Origin of the sequence: Agarivorans sp. DSG3-1 (assembly GCF_046774965.1) — a bacterium.
Taxonomy (GTDB): Bacteria; Pseudomonadota; Gammaproteobacteria; order Enterobacterales; family Celerinatantimonadaceae; genus Agarivorans.
On record NZ_CP177241.1, the window covers coordinates 2,255,414 to 2,278,736 of the forward strand.

Annotated in this window: 19 protein-coding genes; 6 read left to right on the top strand and 13 right to left on the bottom strand. The window is 43.6% G+C overall.

All coding sequences use genetic code 11. The features are described 5' to 3' along the window. Positions 1-3 precede the first annotated feature (3 nt). From ACLD71_RS10545 to ACLD71_RS10565, 5 genes are all read right to left on the bottom strand, one after another. The gene (locus ACLD71_RS10545) at positions 4-1,938 is read right to left on the bottom strand and encodes a putative bifunctional diguanylate cyclase/phosphodiesterase (RefSeq protein ID WP_411994645.1); all 1,935 of its coding nucleotides are present in this window, start codon (positions 1,936-1,938) and stop codon (positions 4-6) included. Between the two features lie 493 nt (positions 1,939-2,431). Continuing rightward, positions 2,432-2,827, bottom strand: a complete 396-nt coding sequence (locus ACLD71_RS10550) for an ACT domain-containing protein (protein WP_411994647.1) — start codon at positions 2,825-2,827, stop codon at positions 2,432-2,434. A gap of 15 nt (positions 2,828-2,842) precedes the next feature. After that, entirely contained in the window at positions 2,843-4,441 is a 1,599-nt protein-coding gene (locus ACLD71_RS10555; RefSeq protein ID WP_411994649.1) for a methyl-accepting chemotaxis protein, read from the bottom strand. 436 nt (positions 4,442-4,877) lie between these two features. Next, on the bottom strand, positions 4,878-5,387 hold the full coding sequence (locus ACLD71_RS10560) for a DUF6653 family protein (RefSeq protein ID WP_411994651.1): 510 nt from the start codon (positions 5,385-5,387) through the stop codon (positions 4,878-4,880). Positions 5,388-5,393: 6 nt separating this feature from the next. Beyond that, positions 5,394-5,807, bottom strand: coding sequence for a VanZ family protein (locus ACLD71_RS10565; protein ID WP_411994653.1), 414 nt, complete (start codon positions 5,805-5,807; stop codon positions 5,394-5,396). A 323-nt stretch (positions 5,808-6,130) separates the two neighbouring features. On the opposite strand from ACLD71_RS10565, the gene ACLD71_RS10570 reads away from it, so the two are divergent. After that, positions 6,131-7,078 (top strand): LysR family transcriptional regulator, encoded by a 948-nt coding sequence (locus tag ACLD71_RS10570; RefSeq protein WP_137672182.1) that lies wholly within the window; start codon positions 6,131-6,133, stop codon positions 7,076-7,078. Positions 7,079-7,234: 156 nt separating this feature from the next. Continuing rightward, positions 7,235-7,798: a hypothetical protein gene (locus ACLD71_RS10575; protein ID WP_411994654.1), complete on the top strand. Its 564-nt coding sequence runs from the start codon at positions 7,235-7,237 to the stop codon at positions 7,796-7,798. A 97-nt stretch (positions 7,799-7,895) separates the two neighbouring features. Here the strand turns inward: ACLD71_RS10575 and ACLD71_RS10580 are convergent, their stop codons facing one another. The 4 genes from ACLD71_RS10580 to ACLD71_RS10595 all read right to left on the bottom strand — a co-directional run bounded on the left by ACLD71_RS10580 (position 7,896) and on the right by ACLD71_RS10595 (position 10,058). Then, entirely contained in the window at positions 7,896-8,336 is a 441-nt protein-coding gene (locus tag ACLD71_RS10580; RefSeq protein ID WP_411994656.1) for a GNAT family N-acetyltransferase, read from the bottom strand. A 6-nt stretch (positions 8,337-8,342) separates the two neighbouring features. Beyond that, complete coding sequence (locus tag ACLD71_RS10585) at positions 8,343-8,912, bottom strand: GNAT family N-acetyltransferase (protein WP_411994658.1); 570 nt, start codon at positions 8,910-8,912, stop codon at positions 8,343-8,345. A gap of 26 nt (positions 8,913-8,938) precedes the next feature. Then, positions 8,939-9,295 carry a ribosome hibernation-promoting factor, HPF/YfiA family gene (gene hpf, locus ACLD71_RS10590; RefSeq protein WP_137672178.1) on the bottom strand — a complete coding sequence of 119 codons (357 nt, stop codon included), beginning with the start codon at positions 9,293-9,295 and terminating at the stop codon, positions 8,939-8,941. Positions 9,296-9,629: 334 nt separating this feature from the next. Next, positions 9,630-10,058: a cellulose binding domain-containing protein gene (locus ACLD71_RS10595; RefSeq protein WP_411994660.1), complete on the bottom strand. Its 429-nt coding sequence runs from the start codon at positions 10,056-10,058 to the stop codon at positions 9,630-9,632. 75 nt (positions 10,059-10,133) lie between these two features. On the opposite strand from ACLD71_RS10595, the gene ACLD71_RS10600 reads away from it, so the two are divergent. Further along, positions 10,134-11,018, top strand: coding sequence for a hypothetical protein (locus ACLD71_RS10600; protein WP_411994662.1), 885 nt, complete (start codon positions 10,134-10,136; stop codon positions 11,016-11,018). Between the two features lie 72 nt (positions 11,019-11,090). Here ACLD71_RS10600 and icd read toward each other — a convergent pair whose 3' ends face one another. Both icd and ACLD71_RS10610 read right to left on the bottom strand, forming a co-directional pair. Beyond that, positions 11,091-12,347, bottom strand: coding sequence for an NADP-dependent isocitrate dehydrogenase (gene icd / locus ACLD71_RS10605; protein ID WP_411994664.1), 1,257 nt, complete (start codon positions 12,345-12,347; stop codon positions 11,091-11,093). 212 nt (positions 12,348-12,559) lie between these two features. Further along, on the bottom strand, positions 12,560-13,657 hold the full coding sequence (locus ACLD71_RS10610; protein WP_411994665.1) for an endo-1,4-beta-xylanase: 1,098 nt from the start codon (positions 13,655-13,657) through the stop codon (positions 12,560-12,562). Between the two features lie 553 nt (positions 13,658-14,210). Between ACLD71_RS10610 and ACLD71_RS10615 the strand changes: the two genes are divergently transcribed. Beyond that, the gene (locus ACLD71_RS10615) at positions 14,211-15,500 is read left to right on the top strand and encodes a carbohydrate porin (protein WP_411994667.1); all 1,290 of its coding nucleotides are present in this window, start codon (positions 14,211-14,213) and stop codon (positions 15,498-15,500) included. A gap of 494 nt (positions 15,501-15,994) precedes the next feature. Next, positions 15,995-17,200: a carbohydrate porin gene (locus ACLD71_RS10620; protein WP_411994669.1), complete on the top strand. Its 1,206-nt coding sequence runs from the start codon at positions 15,995-15,997 to the stop codon at positions 17,198-17,200. 77 nt (positions 17,201-17,277) lie between these two features. Here the strand turns inward: ACLD71_RS10620 and ACLD71_RS10625 are convergent, their stop codons facing one another. Beyond that, a complete protein-coding gene (locus ACLD71_RS10625) occupies positions 17,278-18,930 on the bottom strand; it encodes an AMP-binding protein (protein ID WP_411994850.1) in 1,653 nt (550 codons plus the stop codon). Between the two features lie 452 nt (positions 18,931-19,382). On the opposite strand from ACLD71_RS10625, the gene ACLD71_RS10630 reads away from it, so the two are divergent. Further along, on the top strand, positions 19,383-20,096 hold the full coding sequence (locus ACLD71_RS10630) for a substrate-binding periplasmic protein (RefSeq protein ID WP_411994671.1): 714 nt from the start codon (positions 19,383-19,385) through the stop codon (positions 20,094-20,096). 65 nt (positions 20,097-20,161) lie between these two features. Here the strand turns inward: ACLD71_RS10630 and ACLD71_RS10635 are convergent, their stop codons facing one another. Further along, entirely contained in the window at positions 20,162-23,314 is a 3,153-nt protein-coding gene (locus ACLD71_RS10635; RefSeq protein ID WP_411994673.1) for an efflux RND transporter permease subunit, read from the bottom strand. Positions 23,315-23,323 lie beyond the last annotated feature (9 nt).

Below are 23,323 nucleotides of genomic sequence, written 5' to 3' on the forward strand. Positions count from 1 at the left end.
ATGTTAGGCTTGCTGGGAAGTGGTTTCAGCTCCGCCATTGATAAAGGCAACGACCTGGCTTTCAGGTAAGGGCTTAGCAAAATAATACCCTTGCAAGAAATCTACCCCTAAACTGCGCAGCGTGTTCATTTGCGCTTCAGTTTCAACGCCCTCTGCCACTACCGAATAATTTAATGCCTGAGCAATATGCATCACTGCGGTAATGATCGGGTAGCCGTTGGTATCAATACGTTGCACAAAAGAACGGTCAATTTTTACGGTATTTACGGCTAAATCTTGCATGGTAGAAAGCGAAGAATAGCCAGTACCAAAGTCGTCTATAGATACCTGTACGCCAATATCTTGAATCGCTTTAATTTGCTCAGCCAAGAACAGTATGTCGCTGCTAAATACCGACTCGGTCATTTCTATATGTAAGCGCTCGGGAGGTAATTGGCTGGCATGTAACGCGTGTTTTACAATTTCTACAAAATCATGGTCTTCTAATTGGGTGACGGATACGTTAACACATACCGACAAAGCCTGTTCATTTGGCCACGAACTGGCAATTTGGCAGGCATTGTCTAATACCCACAAGCCAATTTTGCGGATTAATCCATATTGCTCAGCAATGCCGATGAACTCGTCTGGCGGGATCATTTCATCATCAAGTTGCCAGCGTAACAGGGCTTCAAAAGACACCACTTGGCAATCTTTAGCGCGCAAAATGGGCTGAAATGCCAAACTAAGCTGCTGTTTTTCTATGGCTTGACTTAAGCCATCCTTTAGCTTTAATTCTCGGTGTATTTTTTGTTCTAGCTGATTGGAAAATACCCCCACGGTACAGGGCGAGCGTTTTTTCTGAGCGTACATTGCGGTATCGGCTAAGCGAATAAGGCTGTGTTCATTTTCTGAATGCTGAGGATAAAGAGCAATGCCTACCGTTGCGCCTACCGATAATCGATTATTTTGAAATGAGTAGGCTGCTGATAGCACCTGAATAATCTCTTCAGATTGCTGCACTGCTTGCTGCTCATCGCAGCTTTCTATGGCGAGTAAAAACTCATCGCCACCCCAGCGGCAAAGTAACTGGTGATTAGCGCTTATGTCTTTTAATCGGCGAGCGGTATTGTTTAGTACTTGGTCGCCTGTATCGTGGCCAATAGCATCGTTAATCTTTTTAAAACCATCTAAATCAATAAACAACACCGCCAAGCTTTGTTGTTTTTTTTGGGCGGCAAGTAGTTGCTGTTGTAAGTTTTGTAAAAAGGCGGTGCGATTAAACAACCCGGTTAAGGGATCAAGGTTGGATAACTCGTAAATGGTATTAGTACGGCGCTCTACTTTTTCTTCCATGTGGTGCACTAGCAGGGCATTTTCATTTTTAAGTAAAATGGCTTGAGCGGTAAATTCAGCATTTTTCTTGGCAATCACCACCATAACAATGGCAAATAAAAAGCCTAAAATGCCTAACATCTGACGTTCGTAAATACCTGATAGTAGTAAACCAATAGAGGGTGGACCCAATAAGATAAACGCATAAAACATAGCAGTACGTTTATGCCCTGCCAGCACAGTGGCAGACCCACCAGCCATGGCTGAAATAATGATGATATGGGTGCTTAGGTCAATGTCGGTGCTATTAGGGTTGGCGACTACTTTTAGAATATAAACTGACCACAATACAGCTGTGAGGTTGGCGCCAGAGATAAAACGCAGTATTGCTTTGCTGCCATTCAGCTGTCGGTTAATATCGCGACGCTTCCATAAATGCCAGTCCACCAAACGAATAAGTAACAAACTCGTCATTAAAACCCACCAAGCGTGTTTAAACTGGCGCATCTCAGCGGTGTTAAAGGCAAACACTAAAAAACTAGAAGCGATGATAGAAATAAGTATTCCAGAAAATGCATTGTTGTATAGCAACTGGGCAGCATCTCTTTGGGTACATTGCTTCAATTCGATATTGTCGATAACTATTACCTTGGCAAATACCTAAGCAAAATAGTGGGCTTATAGCATTTGACTACTCGTTCAGATTTAGCGCTAACAGAGCGTTAACGCAAACAGTATAAATATGCTCAACATTGCTTGAGTGGTTCAATATAAAAAGCATAGCTGCTATCTAAGTATTTCTCGCGAAATCCTCAGATCGACGTCACAAAGCGAAGTGTTGAGTGGTGTTTTATGCCCAAGGGAGTCAGATACATAGAAGACCTGTGGGCAACATTCGCGCGTTAGCTTACCCTAACACTCTGCAATTAGGGTCTTAAAAGCATTAAATTTTTATCACTTTTAATGCAATAAAAACGAGCTAATGAAAAAGGTGAAGTAAGGTGTGCAAGCAAAGTACTTATCTAGCTAGATTCACCTAAATCCGTTTTGAAAATTAAGGATAGGCAGTAAGCATAATGGCCCTGATATTATCCTTAAAAGTGTGTTTTGGCCTATTTTAGTCGCTAAACTCTTGCAGGGTGCTTAGTGCTATTTCTGCTTGATGAGCGGGAACAAAAATATGGTCGTGGTAAAACGCAGCAACAACATTGGCGCTAATCTCACGTTCAGCCAGTTTAGTGGCTACCGCTGCAGTTAAGCCAACCGCTTCTAAATTAGAGTGTACCGTTAAGGTAATTTGTTTGAAGCTACCGTCAAAGTGCAAGTTTGCTAGCAGCGCTTGCTGCTTTTCTAGTATTAAGGTGAGGCCTTCGGTTTCTGCAAAGCTGGCTAAGGGCTTAAGCGATAAATAGTCGCTTAGCTCTCCTTGCTGAGAACAAAAAACAAATTCTTGCTCTAGTAGCCTTGGCTTCATTGAACCTAATAAAAGTTCTAGTTCTTTAACGCCACTCATCTAGCCTTGTTCCCCTTAGTTTTTTTGTGATAGCTCTAGCTCATCTATTTGCACTTGCAGATGAAGAGAGTTCTGATTAATTTGCGTTGCATTATGCTGCAGCTTTTCACCCTCAAACTCGGTACTGGATGCTTGTGCGCTAATGCTTTCAATGCTGCTCGCCATTTCATTGGCGACGATGCTCTGCTCACTGGCTGCAGTAGCAATTTGCGAGCTCATTTGGTTTATTTGGTCTACGCCTTCGGTAATTTGCACAAACTTCTCTCGCGATAAATTAACTTTCTCTAGAGCCTCATTGGCCGAGGTATTGTTTTGGTCAATGGTACTCGCTGAGCTGCTAATTCCTGAAGAGAGGTGCTCTAACATTGTTTGGATCTCTTTAGTGGCTTCTTGCGAGCGAGCCGCCAGGTTACGCACTTCGTCTGCCACTACTGCAAAACCTCGCCCTTGCTCTCCGGCTCGTGCGGCCTCAATGGCGGCGTTCAGCGCTAACAGGTTAGTTTGTTCGGCAATGCTGGTAATGGTGTCGGTAATTGAGCTAATTTGTTGGCTTTCTTGGGCTAGATTTTTGATTTTGTCGGTGGTGGCGGCCATTTCGCTGCTAAATTGCTGCATTGTTTCTAGAGCATCAGCAACCACTTGGTCTCCCTCTTCAACGGTTTTACTTAAGTATTGAGTCGTATCGGCAGTGTTTTGCACATTCTCTCTTACGCCGTCTACTGTCACCGACATTTGATTCATGCCAGTGGCGATTTGCGTGGTATGGCTACTTTGGGTTCGCATACTTTGCAATACGTCATCACTGGTAGCAGAAAGGCTATCGGCGGTCTCTATCATCGCTTTTACCGACTCAGATACTTGCATAAACATGGCTTTGTAGCGTGCCTGCACAATCTTAATCGACGCCAAGGCTTGCAGCATTTCTAGGTTCCCATCAACGGTGATAGCCTGGGTAAAGTCTCCGGCGGCTAAGTCTCTATTGTGTTGCTGAATTAAGCGAATTCGCTGGTATACGTGTTTATGGCTATAGAACCAGTAGATCAGTTGAACCAATGCGCCACTTATTGCGAGCAGCTTTATGGTGGTATTTTCTGACGCTATAACAATGGCTGCACACAGGCATAATAGCAGTAGGTTAAACATCATATTGATGGTGCTAATCGAGGTGCGTTCAAATAATGGTGCATTAGGAATCTTGATGCTGCTATTGCTACGCATTTTTGCGTAGAGCTTTTCGGCTTCGCTTACCTGTGCGTCATTAGGTTGAGAGCGAACCGACTGATAACCTACGGTTTTTCCTTGTTTCACAATAGGCGATACAAAGGCGTCTACCCAGTAATAGTCGCCATTTTTACAGCGATTTTTTACATACCCACGCCACGGGTTTCCTGACTTAACGGTTGACCAAAGGCTTTCGAAAGCTGCGGGAGGCATTTCTGGGTGGCGTACAATGTTGTGGTCTTGGCCAATGAGTTCTTCGCGAGTAAAGCCGCTAATGGCTACAAAGGCGTCATTAACGTACTTGATTTTACCCTGTAAATCGGTGATGGAAACTAAGTCTTCTTTGGACGTGAATTTTTGCTCTTGCTGGGTAATGGGTTGATTATTTCTCATTTACCGTCCTTTAAATGTGCAGTGCCTAAATCATTAGCGGCATTCACTAAGCGCAAGCCAGAGCGCCAAGCAATAAATGCGCGCAAAATATTGTTTTGTAATTAGCCAAAGTGTAGCTGGGTAATTTATTGGCAAAATTAGTATTAGTGCTTTTGACCGCGATCTCGGCGGATTAATCCCGCTTTCTGGGGCGCGGTGTTTGTAAGATGTAAGCTTAATGAGAGCAGCTGGTAAGGCTTGTGGCTGAGCTAAAGCGCTATTTTTGTGAATCTTGAATTGCTTGGTTTAGCGCCATGGGGGAGCTTGTTTTCTAGAGAGACCCCGTATTTTGCTTGGCGGTAAGCATATGCTAGGAGATAATTGTAGAGCGAAACTGTTAGGGTGAAGCGTTTGCTGCTTAGTGGCATAAGCTAGGCAATGATTGTGTCACTTAATGTTAGGGTTTTAGCCAATGGGCATATTCGCTGCTATTATCCTTCATATCCAAATATAGCCATACCATGCGGTCTACAAACCACGCTTTAAATGCCATGATCCAGCAGTTAGCCGCTATGAGAATTGTGATATCTAATTGGTAAAGCCCGTATATAAATAGCGGAACACCTAAGACAGATAATACCTGCAGAATGATACAGGGTGTTAGGTGGTGCCGAGGAATCTCGATATGCTTACGTTTAAGATAAATTCGCTCGCCAAAGGTGCCCATGGAGGCCCAGTTATGGGTGTTAGAGGGTTCACCAAATAAACGGGGATTTACCCATATCCAAGCAATAGACAGCAGAATAGGCACTATTGCATATATGCCGAGCCACTGCCGAGACCAAAACGCGAATGATATTAGCGGCAGAATAGTAAAGCGGCTGTACACACTCCAAGGATTTGCATGGCGACGCCAACTGCGTTCGTCCATGCCCATCAGTTTTTCTGCCAACTGAGTAATATTCATAACTCTTTAGTGACCCTTGGGCAAAGGAGTTGCCTTTGTCTTGGCTAAATGGGTACTGATGAAATAGCAACAAACGCAAGCCGCAGCGATACCAAGTAAGTCGGCAGAGGCATCTACTAAATCAAAGGTTCGAGTTGGCATATAGGCTTGGCTAAGTTCTTCGCCTAGTGCAAAAACAGTCACTGCTATTGCCCCCCAATAAATAGGAATGTTGGCAATGCGGAGGCCGCTGAATTTGGTCGCTAATACGCAGATGAAGGTGAGCGTGCCAAACAAACCAAAGTGGCCTAGTTTGTCACCATAGGGAAGGGAGCCTACAACATTGAAAAATACACTACTGGCGCCAGTATTGGCCAAATAAATCACCCAAAGAATAAAACTAAACAACAGTACCGCTAAAATGGTGGCAAATTTATGCATGAAAGAAAGCTAAGCTAAGAAACATTGTTGAGCAATATAACAAGGAGTGGTGATTAAGATAAGTCATTAGTTTCACAACACTTAGTCTTTGATTACCATTAAATGAAAATGCCCAGATACGATAACACCCTAATTTGGGAAGAGGGTTGCTAGGCTTGAACATAAGCACTCGCAGCTAACAAAGCTATCAAGCTAAAACCCTAGCATCGTTATTGTTAGCTAGGTGCTAAGCTAGTCACGTTTTTATTGCTCGGCGCTTTACTCGGTGATCTCCTACCGATTAAATAAAAAAACTAATAGTTTTTTAAAAGAAGATAAATTTCGTGAATATTAGAAAGGTGGATTTAAACCTACTGGTTTACTTAAATGTATTGCTGGAAGAGCGCAATGTCTCTAAGGCTGCTAGCAAGCTAGCACTAACGCAGCCTACTATGAGTAATGCCTTAAAACGTTTGCGAGAATTGTTTGACGACCCGCTGTTAGTGCGTACTGCCGAAGGCATGACTCCCACCGAAAAAGCCACCAAACTTAAACCTGAAATTGTGAGTTTGTTAAGTTTGGCCGAGAAAATAACCCAGCCAGACAAAGACTTTTCGCCGGAACAAAGTAGCGTGACTTTTCGTATTATGTGTAACGACTATATTGAAGCGACCTTACTGGCCCCGTTCATTCAAAGTGTATTAAGCAGCGCGCCCAAAATTAACTTTGATTTGTTTGGTCCTGGCGATATTCGCTTGAGTGATATGGAAAAAGGACACATAGATTTAGCCATTAATCGTTTTACTAACTTGCCTAAAACGTTCCATCAATCGAGCATTTGGCGCGACAACTTTTGTTGTTTGCTGCATAAAGACCACGCTTATACCGAGCAGCTGAGCCTAGATAGCTATTTAGACAGTGAACACGTTTGGGTGAATCGTGCGGGCTGGGGCGCAGAAACAGCTGTGGCTAACCAAAACAGTGGCCATAAGTTGGGTTGGGTAGATGAAGCCTTAGCTCAGCTTGACCAAAGCCGAAATATTCGGGTTTATACACGCCATTATGGCTTAGCGGGCTTGCTGGTGGCTCAACCACAATTGATTGCCACCTTGCCGCGCCGACAAGCGATGTTGTACAAAGATAATCAAGATTTACGCATTGTTCGGGTGCCTTTTCAAATTGTACCTATCGAAACGAAAATGATTTGGAGTCCTTTGCTGCAGCACTCTAAGGCACACCAATGGTTACGACGTTCGTTGATTGACTTCTCTGCCTCGGTGGCCGATAGATAAAGGCAAAACTTAGTACTATTCACAAAATCTATAGTTTGTATTGAAAACTACAATTTCATTTTATTTTGGTGGCGCGCTATCTTGAAGGTGAAGCTTAGTTAAGGGTTTAGCCAAGCAAACAAAACAATAATAAAAACCACCAGAAGGAAATTGACCATGAATACATCACAACATAGCGGTCAAGGTTACCAACACAGAGACAACCTATTTATTGATGCGCCGTTACTGACATTTATTGAGCAGCAATTGCTTGCTAATAGCTCTGTTGCATCAAGTCAGTTTTTTGAGGCCTTGTCTGTCTTGGTAGAAGAATTTGGTGGAACCTATCGCAGACTTAACCAAAACAATAAAGAAATGGCCTGCGAAGATCACTTACAACAATGCCAAAAAAGTACTCAAGCGCCAACGGCCATCAATATTAGTCGTGGCAGTAGTAAAGCAATTTTAGATGAATACAGTTGTGCTATTCCAAGTTGTATTCTCGATGTGTTAACCACCACAATGATTGCCGAGCAGCAAGATATGATGTTGTCGTTAAGTACCAGTAACCCCGAAGAAGCAGAGTTAATGGAAGCAGTGTTTAAACGCGCTCATGATTTAATGGGCCTTACTAAGCAACATATAGAAGTGATTCGTCCGGTTGATAATGTAGCTTGTATTGCGCAGGCGCGGCAACGTGCTGAGTATGCAGAGCCTCAAGCAATGGTAAGCCATGGATAATCGTAAATGTAGTGCGTAAAAAGCCAAGCAATGCTTGGCTTTTTCTTTTGGCCTTAGGTTACCTTAAGTTCTTAACTTATCGAGCGCCTAGTAGGGCTTAGCCCCCCAAGCACTTGCTGAACATAATCTTACTGCTGTCTGGATCGCCCTTATCTTGGTAGCCAGATATCTGGTAGCCCGCTGATATGAGTAACTGCAGCATAGCAGGGTAGCGATTCATTGATTTTACCATTAGCTGTTTATAGCCATTTTTAATCGCCCAGGCTTCTTGGCGTAGCCGTAATTGAGAAGCAATGCCTTGCTTGCGGTAAGCTGGCACTACACCGCCGATCCAGCTGTAAAAAATATCTTTTGATACTTGGTACCCAAGCTTATAAGCGATTGGTTTCCCCTCATGGCTGGCGACTAAAATGAGAGAGTTGGCATCAGCTAAGCGCGTAATGATCTTGGCCTTAGTGGTTTTACGGGCAAACTCGGGGATTTGCGCGTCCACTTCTAATACTTGATCTATTGTTCCACATTGATATTTAAGCTGCATAAGGCGCTACAGTACCTTTTTGTATTCAAACAGGGTAAAAGGATCGTTCGGTCTAGGCTGCATTTCGCCAACTTTTTTGTAACCCAGTTTTTGATAAAAGTGTTGGTTTCTAAAGGCTTTGTATGGCGTCACTAAATGCCAAACAGAGATGGTAGGGTAGCACTGCTCGATAAGCGCCATAGCGGCAGAGCCAATCTGTTTGTTTTGGAAAGAATCACTGATGAAAAAGTAGTTAATTTCCATCTCAGAGTAGCTTAGCGGCACCGTTAACATACCGCCCGCTAACTTGCCGTTGTATTCGATAGTGTAATAGTGACCTTTGGCAACTTGCTCGAGGTGCCAAGGGAGAGACTCAATACCTAGAGGGTAAGCGCCATATTGTTCTGCATCTTCACTAAAAGCCTGTATGGCAATAGTTTGCAGTTGTTCAGCATCGCTGGCATTCGCTTGTTTTAGTTGGGTTGTCATAAAGCTTTTGTTGGGGTGGCTTGGCGTTAAATAGGGTTTCAGTGTGAAGGCGGTAGGCGATGAAATCGCTGGCTTAAAATGAACAAAGCCAGCAATCGATGCTGGCATCTATAATTTGCTGAGTAAGTTTTTGCTTAAACTAGTTTCATCTCTTGGATGATCTCTGACGCTATCTCTGGTTTGGTACTGGTTGGCTTCTCATGAAGATCGGCTTTCAAGTTTCCTTTGCGATGAGCTAGGCCGGCTTCTAGTTTTTTAAGTGCTGCTGCAATGGCTGGATACATTACTGCGTTCGTCGATTTTGCTGAAACTCGCACGCCCTCATAATTAGTGAAAACTTCTATGTGATGTTGCCCGTGCTCTTTTGTGATGATGATGTCGCAGCTTATTAATTGTGGAAAGTGGTTCGATATTTTCTCAAATTTTCTTTCAACTTCAGTTCTTGATTCTTCGCCTAAGGATACGTGCTGGGTTTGAATATTCACTTTCATATAATTACACCTTGCTTATCACTACGTCCTTTAAACTTAGCAAACTCTGGCCACTTAGCCCAAGCGTATATTGCACATGTGTGATTAAGTTCGGTGTATTAAAAAAATCTTGCGGCTATGCCTTGAAATTAGCCGCTTGAAAAACAATATCTTGGGTAGGTTATTTTGTTTAGGAATGACAAGGCTAGATAAGTGGATAGATATCTGCTTAAGTACTGAACAAAAAGGGTGTAAGCCCGAAATGAAGACTAATGCTTCACTGTGTATTGCTCTCCGTAGAGAGCAGCTGGTTAAAAGCTCGACCTATAGAGGGTAGCCGAGCTTGTTACTATTCTCAACGGTAACTAATGACAAACCGCCCGCTTAAATTAACGATCTCGGCTTTAGCATTAGCGCTTCCTTTATTCACTTGAACACCAAAAATGACAGAGTTATTGGCTGCAATATTCCCGTTCCGCGGTAGGCTTTTAGCGATATAAGAGTTATTGCCACTAAACTCCGCATTCCAACTATTGCTTACTGTAGAACCCTCGTTAAGTAGCCACTGGATTTCCCAACTATTTATTGCCGAACTACCGGTATTGGTGATGGTAATATCTGAAGAGAAACTGCTGCTATAGTCTTGGTTTATGAAATAGCTGCCGTTCGATGTTGGTTCCAGCTCAGGGTCTGGATGTGGGTCTAGATTAGGAGTAGTGGTAGAAGCTTCTACAAATGCTATCCAGGTAAGGTTAAAGCCACATTTGCAACCTAGACACACCATCTATACAACTAGCGCAAACAGCCAATATTAACCATGGCCGATGCGTTTAAACGGACTTAAGTGAGGGCTACATTAGTGAAACATTCATTATTTGATTCTATTTTCGCAGCGGCCAAGTTACTGCTGATATTAAGCTTTGTGTGTAGCGGTTTGTTGGCATGTAATTCGTCACAAAATGCGGTATCCGTAGAGGATTCGGTACTTGACGTGGAATCACTTGTTGAGGTGGCGGTTCAACCTGTACTAAGCCAGCGTTTGAGTGATGATATGAGTTTGCCTCACCAAATGTTACCGAGCGGTGTACCAAATACCTATGATTGGTTTCAAGTGCCACGACTAGGGTTTGGCAATTACCCAGGAGAATTTTCGGCCTTTCTTAGCTGGGGGCAAGCTTATTTGGCCGCGGGAACGGAACCGGTTGATAATGTTCGAATACAAATGGCCCATCTCAATAGTTACGTATTAGATAGCCTAGATATGCGGTGGTATGTATTGCAGTCATCAAGCGATGTTGCTGGACGTCACTATCGTGAAGACTTTGTTGATGATGTAAACAAACCTGCTGATTTACGAACGGAAACCCTTGGCAGTTCGGTGACGATGACTCCAGGATACAACTTTCACTTTTGGCCTAAGCACAGTGGGCGCAAAGGCGTTAGTGAATCACGTATTGCTGGCGTGATCTCTGTAGTGGCGGCTCGGTTAGTATTGGATGATCCAACCGGGCCTGACAATCGCGACCAAGCGCAATACCTAATGAGTGTGGGGTCTGATTACTGGCTAAATAAGCTAGCGGGTTGGCAACAGTGGACTACCAATGGTGATGTAGGTATTGGCCGTTTTAGTCGGATTAACAATGACTGGCAATGGTTTACTATGCATAGTTTATCGCAACAGCAATTAGGGCAAGCGTTACCAGAACTGCCAAAGCTGGTGTTGGAAGATAAGGTTAGTGATTAAGGCAGAGCTATCGCTCTTTTGAGCGCCGTTACACATCGAGTATTAATTACAGCGTTAGGCATAGCCTTAATGCTAATGCATGTGCTTAATCACTTCTTCACCAAAGGCAGAGCAACTTAATTCTCTGGCATTTTCTATCATCCGAGCAAAGTCGTAAGTAACGGTGCGTGCTCCAATGGCACCGTCTACGCCTTGGCTAATCAGGTCGGCTGCTTCTATCCAACCGATGTGTTTTAGCATCATTTGCGCGCATAAAATAATAGAGCAGGGGTTTACTTTATCTTGTCCCGCTAAGCGTGGAACGGTGCCATGTGTGGGTTCAAAAAAGGCTACTTCGCTACTCATATTAGCGCCCGGTGCGATGCCAATTCCTCCCACATGGGCAGCTAATGCGTCGGCCAGTAAATCTCCATTTTGATTCATGGTAGCAATTACATCGTAAAGCTCTGGGTGCAAGGTTACCTGCTGGAACATACTATCGGCAATAATGTCTTTGATCACTAGCGGGGCTTGGCCGTCTTGTCGCGGGATCTCTAACCAATAGCCGTTGCTATGGGTTTGAGCGCCAAATTCTTCTTGGGCTAGTTGGTAGCCCCAATTTTTAAAGGCGCCTTCAGTAAATTTCATGATGTTACCCTTGTGCACTAGAGTAACGGAGTCGCGTTGGTGATCTATTGCGTACTGAATCGCATGGCGGATCAGCCTTTTTGAACCTTGCTCCGAGATATGTTTTATCCCTATGCCACACTCTTCACTAAAGCGCATTTTGGTTACGCCCATTTCTTGTTGAAGGAAGTCGATTACTCGCTCTGCACCTGGGCTGCCGGCTTTCCATTCGATGCCGCTATATATGTCTTCAGAGTTTTCTCTAAACACCACCATGTCGGTTAGCTCGGGATTTTTTAGTGGAGAGGGCACCCCTTGAAACCAGCGAATCGGACGAATATTTACAAACAAATCCATCTCTTGGCGCAGGGATATATTGAGCGAGCGAAAGCCTCCACCAATCGGAGTAGTAAGTGGCCCCTTAATGGCTACTTTATGTTCACGTATTGCACCCAATGTTTCTTGTGGAAACCAGTCGCCATCGTACATGTTGGCGGCCTTTTCTCCATTAAAGACTTCCATCCACATAATTTTTCGTTGTTGGCCATAGGCTTTGGCCACGGCGGCATCGACCACTTTTAACATCACTGGTGTGATGTCTACTCCCACGCCATCACCTTCTATGTAGGTGATAATGGGTTTGTCGGGAACCTGTAATTCTTGCTGCTGGTTAAGACTTATTTTCTCTCCGCCAGCGGGTACGCGAATATGTTGATATGGCATGCATAGCCTAAAAGTAACGAGTGCTTAGTTTTACTTTACTTGGCTAGTTAAAGAGGGGCAACGCTATGTGCAGTAAGAAGTGACCTAGTGTGGATTTAAACTAAAAGAAACGGCTAGCTGCTCGTTTGGTAACTAGGGGCTGTTTATCTTTCGCGGTTAAATTTCGTTCGCGAAAAAACAGCTTGAAAGATAAACAACCCCTAGCTTACTCACTATTTTAGTTCGTTTGCTACACCTTCAATGGCAGGTTTCTGCTCAAGGCTGCTGTTGAACAACAGTGGCCAATCATTGTGGCCGGTGAAGTGAGGGATCCAGCTGTCGGCGTCACTTACACCCCAAACAGTTATGCCGCCGCGTAAATTAGCTGGCACGTTGTCGTAATAGGCTTTGATGATTTCTTGGTAACGTAGTTTTTGTTCTTCGGCCATAGCGGCAGTAAAAGTATTTCGGTCACCGTTTGGATTCATTTTTATATCAAGCTCGGTCACTTTCACTTTCAATCCTTTTGCCACAACTTTGGCAAAGGAAGTACCAATAGCTTGAGCACTTGGCCAATCGTAATTTACGTGCATTTGAAAGCCAATTCCATCAATGGGAATGTCATCGGCAAGTAACTCATCGGCCATTCTTAGTACCGAGGCTAGCTTGGCTCCGTCGTCTTCGATGTTGTAATCGTTGTAATAAAGCTCAGCGTCGGAGTCTGCAGCGTGAGCCATCTTAAATGCTTCGGGGATGAAATCTTTACCTAAGTTTTGGTACCAAGGGCTGTTTCGATAAGGTGCAAAGCCGCCAGAGCTGCTGTCATCAAACGCTTCGTTTACCACGTCCCAACTTACTACACGGCCTTTAAAGTGATCGGCCACGGTGCTTACGTGGGTATCCATCATTGTGAGCCAGTCACCTAGATAGTTCTCCATCCAGCTAGGCATTTGTGAGTGCCACACTAAAGCATGAGCATGCACTGTAATATTGTTGTCGAGTGCCCAATCCACTAGGTTATCGGCATCCAGAAAGGTGAAATCGCCTTGGCGAGGCTGTATGTATGCCGATTTCATAATGTTTTCAGCGGTGATCTGATCAAAATGTTGAATAACAACATCCTGCAACTCTGGGCGTGTTTCAATACCGTTACTAAACTGGTCCTCGTATCCTGCTGGCACGGCCGCACCCATGTAGGTAGTGCTTAGTGCTTTTAGACTTTCTACTTGAGGTACCTCGATGGGTTCTCCTGAATCAGAACTTGAGCCTCCACAAGCGCTTAGGCCAATGCTTATAGCTGTAGAAAGTAGTGCTAATGGTAGTACACGCATAAATAATCCTTGATGTCTGTTAGCGCTAACAACGCAGGGGAGCAAGCAGTCATTTGCTTTAAGTCTGTGTTATTAAATCAGATTAAAGCGCTTTCATGTGATTACCAAAATCACTAATCGTCTTATAGTAAATAGTTTTTGTGATCTAGGTTCTAACAGGGCGCATTGATATTTATTGCTAATAAAATCAGTAGTGTAGAGTGGCGGGATGACGTTTATCTAATTGCACTGATTGAGCTTTACAACAAGCAAATATTGTTCAAATCAATCTTTCGTTTATTTTTCTTTATGCTGTTTTTTTTCTATTATTGAAATTAATTTCTTAAAATTAAATTTATTTGTGATTTTTATCTTCAATATTGCCATTTCCACTTGATTATATTTATTACAGTTATTGCTGCTGTTTTTGTGATCTAAATCTTTGGTAAGGTTTTCATGCGTGATATTACTCTCAATAACTCGGTTTGTTTGGAGTTATATTCTTTTTGCCTAGAAATAAAACCATTCAGGCAGAATAAAAATATAAAATAATTACTATTCCAGGAGTTTTTTAATGAATGTGAAAGCGCTTACATCAGCTGTGGCAATCGCACTTACTTGTTCCCCCCTCGTTAGCGCTGCAGAAGACGAGGTTAATTCTGAACAATTTCAACAGATTAAAGATTCACAACCGATTGTTTTAGATACAGAGTTTCAGGTTGAAGAAGGCATTATCTTTTCAGGGTATGCCCGATACGGCTTACATTATTCAGATGACTTTCAAAAGTATGTTCAAGCTGAAGGTGAGCTTGCAGGCCGTGCTGTTGGTCGTTTAGGTAACGAAACCAATGGTGGTGAATTCCAATTTGCTAAAGCATTTCAAAGTGAAAGTGGTGCTATTTGGGATGTAGTGCTGATGCTAGAAAACTGGTGGAAGTATGAATCTGAGCTAGAAAGTGGCGAAGAAATTAGTGAGTATGGTGATATTGCCCTTAAAAAATTCTACGCCGGTGCCACCAATATTTTTGTTTCCCAGCCTAATGCCTACATTTGGGCGGGTCGAGATTTCCACCAACGTCCACAACAGGGTTTAAATGATTACTTTTGGATGAGTCACGATGGACAAGGTGGTGGCATTTATAACCTTGAACTAGGTGATATGGCCAAGTTAGATTTCTCGGTAGTTGGCCAGGTTGATGGGCCGGGAGACAACGGTAACTATGCCTTAACGTCTAAGCTGCATGCCCTGCAACTCGCCGACTCTGTTGCCTTGAGCTTTCTATTTAACTATGGCTTTGAAAGCGATCAATATGATGACAATGGCGTAATAGAAAATAAAGACAAGATTAATGCCTACCACCTAGCTGCGGTGATTGACCAAAATTGGTCTAAAGGTCGTAATCAGTTTATTGCGCGCTATGCAGATAATGCAGACACCAGCGTATTTAATAAAACTGAAGATTTAACCACGCTGTATTTAAGCTTAGAAGGCGCGGTTAATTTTAGTGAGCAAGTAGCCCTAGAGTATTTAGGTGCTTACCACAACTACGATGCGAACTCGTCGGAAGATGACCGCACCAACTACAGTGCTATTGTTCGACCTATGTATAACTGGAACGATACACATTCTACGTGGTTAGAGGCTGGTTACTCAGTAGTGGATTACGATCAAGGCGGTAAAAACACGGCTTGGAAAGTGACATTATCACAAAACGTAACCATTAATGCCTTTGGTAACGCTCGCCCAATGTTACGTTTCTATGCCACTACTGGCCAAGCAGACAATCAAGTTCGCAGCAACGAAGCTATCGAAGCCAAGCAAGATACTTTGGCTCTAGGTGCTATGTTTGAGTCTTGGTGGTAAAGCGTTTTACTCATGAGCTATAGCTTCACTGGTTGAGGCTGTTGCATCATCAAAGGGGCGTTGTTTACGCCCTTTATTTTGTTTGTAAGCCTTTAATAAATTCCCGCCTAGTAATACTAATTTCTTCTTTAGTTAACGCCTCTATATCTAAATCACAATATTCCCATTTAGAGCTTTATGCTGAAACCCTTAAATGTTCCCTTTACTTTTATTTTTTATATTTAGTTTTTAGTTCTTATTTTTTCTTTCTATTTTTCGTTTTGATCTGTTTAATCTGGTAATTATGATATTTTATTCTGAATTATCTTAATTTATAGCTAGCATTGAAATGGCAGTAAAAGCTTTTGTTTTTGTGATCTGTGGTTATTTTATTCTGTTTGTGCGTGATGTTTGTCTCAATTTATTTTGACTCTCAAAATTATACTCAGGCTCGAAGGTGAGGTTCACTCGCCGGATAAACTAATAAAAAAAATTTATTCCATGGAGTTGTAAACATGAATATGAAAGCGCTTACAGTTGCGATGATGAGTGCCGGTATGGCATTTAGTGGTTCTGCTTTTGCGAAGGAAGAAGGCCTAAGTTACAACGGCTACGCCCGCATGGTTGCGGGTTTTAATACAGAAAAAAATAATAGTGAACATGAAGATCAAGCTTATAACGCGGTACGAAATGGTATTGCAATTATTAAAGCTCCAAGCAGCCCACAACAACCTGGTCGTATTGGTAACGAAGGTACCGGTATGGAGTTAGGTATTAATTATCACCAAAAGAGTGAAAATGCTGGTGATTGGGATATCTACTTTATGGCGGACGACGGCTATGGCTGGCAGCGTGATCACAATGATAGTACAACTTACAATTTAAGAATGGCTCAGGCTTTTGCGGGTGGTTCAAACTTGTTTGAAAGCCAAAAAGATATGTATGTGTGGGCAGGTAAACGGTTTAATGGCCGAGCTCAGTTTGGCTTAAATGATTACTTCTATTTCATGAATGACGGTGCCGGTGGTGGTTTCGACAATATGGATTTTGGTATGGCTAAATTTGATTTGGCAGTGGTATCTGGCGACAACGGTAATAACGGACGTTACGCGGTAACCTCAAAGCTACACAGCATCGAAGTAGGCTCAGGTAGCATAGGCTTTAACTTTAACTATGGTTTTGGTGACCAGTCTGATGAGCATGACCCAAAACACATTACCTCGCTTCAAGCAGCGGCTTTTTATAAAGTGGGCTGGAGCATGGGTACTAATGAATTTGCTGTTCGTTACAACGATAATGTGAGCGATAACAACCTGTTGGATGCCGGCCAAATTAAAGGTGACATTAATTCAACAGCATTTTACTGGTTTGGTAATTTAGGTCTAAGTGATTCGTTTGCTATTGATTATGGTTACAGCTTTGAACAATCTGATTTAGAAAACAACGATGAAAGCACCTGGAATCAGTTTGTTATTAAACCGCATTACCGTTGGTCTGATATCCACTCTACGTCGTTTGAGTTTGGTTACGACAGTGTAGATTTCCAAGACAACCAAGACGAGAGCGCTTGGAAAGTCAGTATTCAGCAAAACATGTCGATGGGAAGCTTCTTATGGTCGCGCCCAGAGATTCGATTCTTTGTGACTCATGGTGAAGTGAAAGTGGGTGATAAAACAACACCGGCTACTAACGTAGGCATGATGTTCGACGCGTGGTGGTAATTATTACCACTTTTAATGGGCGATAGGGACAGAGCCTAATCTTGGAATTTTGGCGCAGCTTAGCTGCGCCCTTTTTGTTAGCGTAACTCGCGACGTAGAATCTTACCTACGTTACTTTTAGGTAGCTCTTTACGGTACTCAATGTCTTTAGGCATTTTGTAACCGGTTAAGTGTTTGCGGCAGTGTTTTTTAATATCATCGCGGTTAAGCCGTGCATTACACACTACGAATAGCTTAATGCGTTCTCCCGTCACATCATCTGCCACGCCAATGGCGGCCGCTTCAACAATGCTTGGGTGCAGCGTTGCTACTTCTTCAATTTCGCTAGGAAACACATTAAAGCCAGAGACTAAAATCATGTCTTTTTTGCGGTCTTCAATAAAAAAATAGCCTTGTTCGTCCATGCGACCAATATCGCCAGATTTAATCCAACCATCTTCACTCAACATATTGGCGGTTTCTTCAGGCTGATTCCAGTAACCCTTCATTACTTGTGGGCCTTTAATTTCTAGCTCGCCCACTTCTCCTGCATCTAGCTCTTGGCCGCTATCGTCTACCACTCTTATTTGCGTGCTAGGCATAGGCACTCCAATCGACGGCAAAAAAGCTTGCTGTTGGTGAGTACCTGCAGCCACAACGGGTGAACATTCGGTTAAGCCATAGCCTTCAATTACTGGCATTTTTGTTAGCTCTTGCCATTGTTCAGCAATGTGCTTTTGAGTGGCCATACCGCCAGCAATGGTGAAACGTGCTTTGGAGAAATCCAGTTGGCGGAAACCAGCATGATTCAATAAGCCATTGAACAGGGTATTCAAGCCAAAAATCATTGTGAACGGATACTTTCGGAGATCGTTTACAAAGCTGTCCAAATCACGAGGATTGGTGATGAGCAGGTTTTTTCCACCAATATACAAAATGAACATCATGCTCACGGTGTTGGCAAAAATATGGTATAGCGGTAGTGGCGTTACGGCGTGTTCTTTATCTAGCAAAGTACGTGGTGAGAAGTGGTAAAACACTTGAATCACATTAACTAATACATTGCGATGCGTGAGCATGGCACCCTTAGCAACTCCGGTGGTACCACCGGTATATTGCAAGTAGGCAATATCGTCTCCGCTAATTTGCGGTTTTTGGTAGGCCATGGTTTTGCCTTGTGTTAAGGCCCTACGCATAGAAATCGCACCGGGTAGGTTGTACTTAGGCACCATTTTTTTTACGTACTTCACCACAAAGTTAACCAAGGTACGCTTATGAGCGGCAAGTTGGTCACCAATGCTGGTAAGAATTACGTGTTTAACTTGGGTCTCTTTTATCACTTGCTGCAAGCTATTACCAAAGTTAGTCACCGCTACAATCGCGCTAGCTTGCGAATCACAAAGTTGGTGTTTTAACTCGCGAGGCGTGTAAAGCGGATTAACATTGACTATCACTAAACCAGCTCGTAAAGCACCATATAGCGCGATAGGATATTGCAGTACGTTTGGCATCATTAATGCGATGCGCTCACCTTTTTGCATGCCTAGTTCTTGTTGCAAATAAGCGGCAAAGGCTAAAGACTTTTGGTCTAGCTCTTGGTAGCTAAGACTATGTCCCATATTCACAAAGGCAATCTGCTGAGGTGATTTCTTACAGCTGTGGTCAAACAGTTCCAATAAGTTTTCAAACTGTTCAGTGGTGACTTCTGCAGGCACATCTTCGGGGTAACTATTGAGCCAAGGTTGGTCTATTGAATTCATTTTCTATCCTCGCCCTGTGGTGAGTATTTGTCGAACTACGCTCAGTATTTACACGCTTGCTTAAACGACTTAATACCCAGCATGTGGCTAGTGTATTTTGCCCGCAAGGTTAGCCGATTGGTTTGATAAACCCTAGCTCATTTTCCTAAATCATTGAGCTAAATCATCAACAAATATTACGAAGTAACCAGTTTTGTGGATAAAACACGGAAATCAAAGGGGATTTGTTCAAGAACGTGGTGTTTTACTTGGCTTAACTAGAATTACCTAGAATAAATTTGCTTAGCTGGGTTGGCCTTTTACTTAAGGGCATATTGATTGTAATGTGGGGCTCACTGTTTTATTTAAAAGCCACTAAATGTGGAAGCGTTAAAGGGTGATAAACTTGCATTTACCACGCCTTTCGCTACCGTTAGTTTATGTACATTACGAGTAAAAAATTAGTGTTTAGATTGATGTGTTTTGCCCTATTAACAGTATCGAGTTTTGCGGTGCTAGCGAACTGTGACCGAATAAAAGTTAATGGTGAACATAATTGGTTTGATGTGTCCTACAGAGTTAACTCTCATGCCCCTTTGCAAGGCCTAGCAGTCGACTTGGCTAATCGAGTTTTTGCTGAGGTGGGCATTGAGGTTGATTATCAAGCGATGGTGCCTTGGAAGCGGCAGTTTTTACAGTTAGAAACTGGCGATTTAGATGTGATTATTGCTGCTTTTTACAATCAGCAGCGTGGCAATAAATTTGTTTATAGCGAAGCGATTGGCGTGGAATACAGCACTGCGTTTATTCATAAAGAGCATAGTGATACATACCGTGGCGCAGAAAGCTTGGTTGGTAAACGCGGATTACAACTGTTAGGAAGCAGCTTTGGTGACCAGTTTGACAGCTATGCTAAGCAAAATCTTACCATCTCTAAAATGGCCGACTTAGATCGGGCTATTAAGCTCATCGCTTTAAAAAGAGCTGACTATTTCTTGTACGCCACCCATGGAGGCCGGTTGAAAATTGCTGAAACAGAATTTGCCGATATGTTGGTGGATATGCAGCCCAGTATTAGCAAACAACAAATTTTTATGGTGATGTCTAAATCTTCTTCCTGCTTAGAGCATTTAGATGAAATAAATCAGGCCATTAGGCGACATCGAGACGACTTCTAGAGATTACTTTTCAATAAAAAAGCAAGCCCTAAAGCTTGCTTTTTAGTGTGGCTAATAGTGAAAGCTTAAGCTTCTTCTATTTCCTCTAGCTTGGTAGAACCTCCATGGTGGACTTCTCTGCGCCGTTGAATCATGGCGTAAAAACCAGGTATTAAGAAGGTGCCTACCAACAATACACACAGCAAGCCACCAACCAGAGAAATACCTAGCGAATTTTGACTAATATGGCCAGCACCATTTGCCAGTACTAGCGGTATCATGCCAAAGATAAATGACCAAGAGGTCATATTCACCGCTCTAAATCGCAAGGTTCCACCGGTTACGGCTGCTTGGTCAATAGGCATGTCATTGTCTTCACGCTGCATACGTGCAAACTCTACGATAAGAATCGCATTTTTGGCGGCTAAAGCAATCAACAAAACCAGGCCAATTTGTGCGTACAGGTTCATGGGTAAGCCTGCTAAAGATAGCGCTACAAACGATCCCAAAGTTGCTACTGGAACCACCAAAATAATTGCCAGCGGAATGGTCCAGCTCTCATATTGCGCCACCATAAACAGGTAGATAAACAGTAAGGCGAGGGCAAAGGCATATACCGCCATATTACCTGCTTGGATCTCTTGGTAAGCCATACCGGTCCATTCAAACTGGTAACCGTTTGGCAATTCTTCTGCGGCAATCCGTTCCATGGCGGCAATAGCGTCTCCCGATGAATAACCGGGCGCCGGTTGGCCTTGCAATACCGCACTGCGGTACAAGTTGTAACGCCAGGCTACGTCTGGGGCAAACTGCTGTTCTATGGTGACCAAGGTGCTCAGTGGCACCATGTCGCCACTGATACTGCGAACATGAAACTGACCTAGGTTATCTAAACGGCTGCGGTACTCATCTTCAGCTTGCATGGTGACTCGGAAGTTTTTGCCATAAAGGGTAAAGTCATTCACATACAGCGAGCCCAAGTTGGCTTGTAAAGTAGTGAATAAGTCGCCTAGCGGAATACCCAATTGCTTGGCTTTACTGCGGTCGATGTCTACGTAAAAGTGAGGTACATCGGCGCGGAATGTACTAAAAGCACTGCCTATTTCTGGGGCTTGGTTGGCTTTAATGGTGATATCTTGCATCACTTTAGCCAGTTCGCTGCGCGAGCGACCAAGACCATCTTGCAAGACAAATTCAAAACCTGAAGCCGTACCCATGCCCGGCACAGCAGGTGGGCCAAAAGCAAAGATCATGGCATCTTGAATTTTGCCGTAGGCTTGCTCGTTGATACGCTGGCTAATGGCAAACGATGAATGGTCACCGTCTAGTGCGTTTCGTTCATCCCAGTGTTTGAGTTTTACAAACATGGTGGCCGCGTTAGATTGAATAGCGCCGGCTAGCAAACCGTAACCGTTGGCTAAACTCACCGCTTCAACGCCCGGTTCTTGTTTAATGATATGGCTTAAACGCTCCGACACTTCGGCGGTACGGCTAAGCGAAGCGGAATCTGGCAGTTGAACGTTTACCAGCAATACCCCTTTGTCTTCTTGCGGGACAAAGGCCTTAGACGTGTTGTGATTCATCCATGCTACAGCGGCAATGGCTAAACAAAAGAACACCACTAAGGCAGAGCTGCGCCTTACCAATATGCCTGCGGCTTGGCCGTAGCGCTTGGTTACTGTGACTAAACCTCGGTTAAACAAAGCAAACCAGCGAGGCTGTTTTTGCGCACCACGTTTTAGCACTAAAGAACAAATAGCGGGTGAGAGAGTCAGCGCATTTATCGATGAAATAACCACGGATATACAAATAGTAATCGCAAACTGACGATACATAACTCCGGTGATACCAGGCAGCATCGCTACGGGTAAAAATACCGCAAGCAATACCAAAGTAGAGGAAACAATGGGGCCGGTAACTTCGCGCATGGCTTTTAACGTGGCTTGCCGTGGGCTTAGCTCAGGGTGAGCAGAGAGTTTACTGTCGACATTTTCAATCACCAAAATGGCATCATCTACCACAATACCAATCGCCAGAATCAAACCAAATAGCGTAATAGTATTGATGGTAAAGCCGGTAGCTAGCATTATTGCAAAGGTGCCAATCAGCGAAACCGGAATAGCGACAACCGGTATAAGCGTTGCACGCCAGTTACCTAAGAATAAATAGGTGACTAAAATAACCAATAAAATCGCTTCTATCAGCGTTTTGATTACGCCTTTTACTGACTCAGCAACAAACTGGGTGGTGTCGTAGGCAATTTCATAATCCATTTTCTCTGGCATGTTAACTTTAAGTTGTTCCATCAATGCCAAAACTGCGTCGCCACTGTCGAGCGCGTTTGCCCCTGTTTGTAACGACAAAATCACCGATACCGAAGGTTGCCCTCTAAACTCGCCAAAGGCGGCGTAGCCCCGTTTGCCTAGCTCTACACGGGCTACGTCTTTTAAGTAAACACGTGAGCCATCTGGGTTGGCGACTAATAGAATATTCTCAAAATCGTCAACGGTGTCTAAGCGACCTTTGGTGAGCAAGCTAAACTGCACGTCGTTGTTAGCTTCGTAAGGTGGTGCACCTATAGATCCCACCGCCACTTGCACGTTTTGTTCCGCTAGGCTGTTGCGAATATCGCTGGTGGTAAGGCCTAGGTTGGCCAGTTTAAGCGGATCTAACCAAACACGCATCGAGTATTCAGCCGAGCTAATTACCCGTACATCACTAATGCCTTGCACACGCGCTAATTGGTCTTCAACGTTTAAGGTAACGTAGTTGTTTAAGAAGGTGTCGTCATAGTGACCGTCAGGCGAGAAGAAGTTAAGCACCATGAGCAAGTCGGGCGAACGCTTACGCACCGTTACTCCAACTTGGCGAACTTCTGGAGGCAGCTTTGACTCGATTTGGGTGACCCGGTTTTGCACGTTAATTTGTGCCATATCGGGGTCGGTGCCGATGTCAAAGGTTACGGTAAGCGAATAAGAGCCATCGTTGGCACTTTTCGAGTTCATGTACAGCATGTCTTCTACGCCGTTCACCGAACTTTCAATCACCTCGGCCACTGCTTCTTCTACGGTTTCGGCACTGGCGCCGGTGTAGTAGGCGGAAACACTTACCGAGGGAGGGCTAATTTGTGGGTACTCTGCAACGGGCAATACCATTAAGGCTATCGCGCCTGCTAATGACAGCAGAATTGAAATCACCAAAGCAAACTTTGGCCGTTGAATAAAAAAGCGACTTAACATGATGACTCC

Excerpts from the sequence above, each read along its gene's own strand:
- ACLD71_RS10585 (WP_411994658.1), bottom strand. The coding sequence starts at position 8,912 with ATGCCAGCATCGATTGCTGGCTTTGTTCATTTTAAGCCAGCGATTTCA.
- ACLD71_RS10575 (WP_411994654.1), top strand. The coding sequence starts at position 7,235 with ATGAATACATCACAACATAGCGGTCAAGGTTACCAACACAGAGACAAC.
- ACLD71_RS10580 (WP_411994656.1), bottom strand. The coding sequence starts at position 8,336 with ATGCAGCTTAAATATCAATGTGGAACAATAGATCAAGTATTAGAAGTG.
- ACLD71_RS10615 (WP_411994667.1), top strand. The coding sequence starts at position 14,211 with ATGAATGTGAAAGCGCTTACATCAGCTGTGGCAATCGCACTTACTTGT.
- ACLD71_RS10555 (WP_411994649.1), bottom strand. The coding sequence starts at position 4,441 with ATGAGAAATAATCAACCCATTACCCAGCAAGAGCAAAAATTCACGTCC.
- ACLD71_RS10620 (WP_411994669.1), top strand. The coding sequence starts at position 15,995 with ATGAATATGAAAGCGCTTACAGTTGCGATGATGAGTGCCGGTATGGCA.
- ACLD71_RS10560 (WP_411994651.1), bottom strand. The coding sequence starts at position 5,387 with ATGAATATTACTCAGTTGGCAGAAAAACTGATGGGCATGGACGAACGC.
- icd (WP_411994664.1), bottom strand. The coding sequence starts at position 12,347 with ATGCCATATCAACATATTCGCGTACCCGCTGGCGGAGAGAAAATAAGT.
- ACLD71_RS10635 (WP_411994673.1), bottom strand. The coding sequence starts at position 23,314 with ATGTTAAGTCGCTTTTTTATTCAACGGCCAAAGTTTGCTTTGGTGATT.
- ACLD71_RS10565 (WP_411994653.1), bottom strand. The coding sequence starts at position 5,807 with ATGCATAAATTTGCCACCATTTTAGCGGTACTGTTGTTTAGTTTTATT.
- hpf (WP_137672178.1), bottom strand. The coding sequence starts at position 9,295 with ATGAAAGTGAATATTCAAACCCAGCACGTATCCTTAGGCGAAGAATCA.
- ACLD71_RS10610 (WP_411994665.1), bottom strand. The coding sequence starts at position 13,657 with ATGCGTGTACTACCATTAGCACTACTTTCTACAGCTATAAGCATTGGC.
- ACLD71_RS10595 (WP_411994660.1), bottom strand. The coding sequence starts at position 10,058 with ATGGTGTGTCTAGGTTGCAAATGTGGCTTTAACCTTACCTGGATAGCA.
- ACLD71_RS10550 (WP_411994647.1), bottom strand. The coding sequence starts at position 2,827 with ATGAGTGGCGTTAAAGAACTAGAACTTTTATTAGGTTCAATGAAGCCA.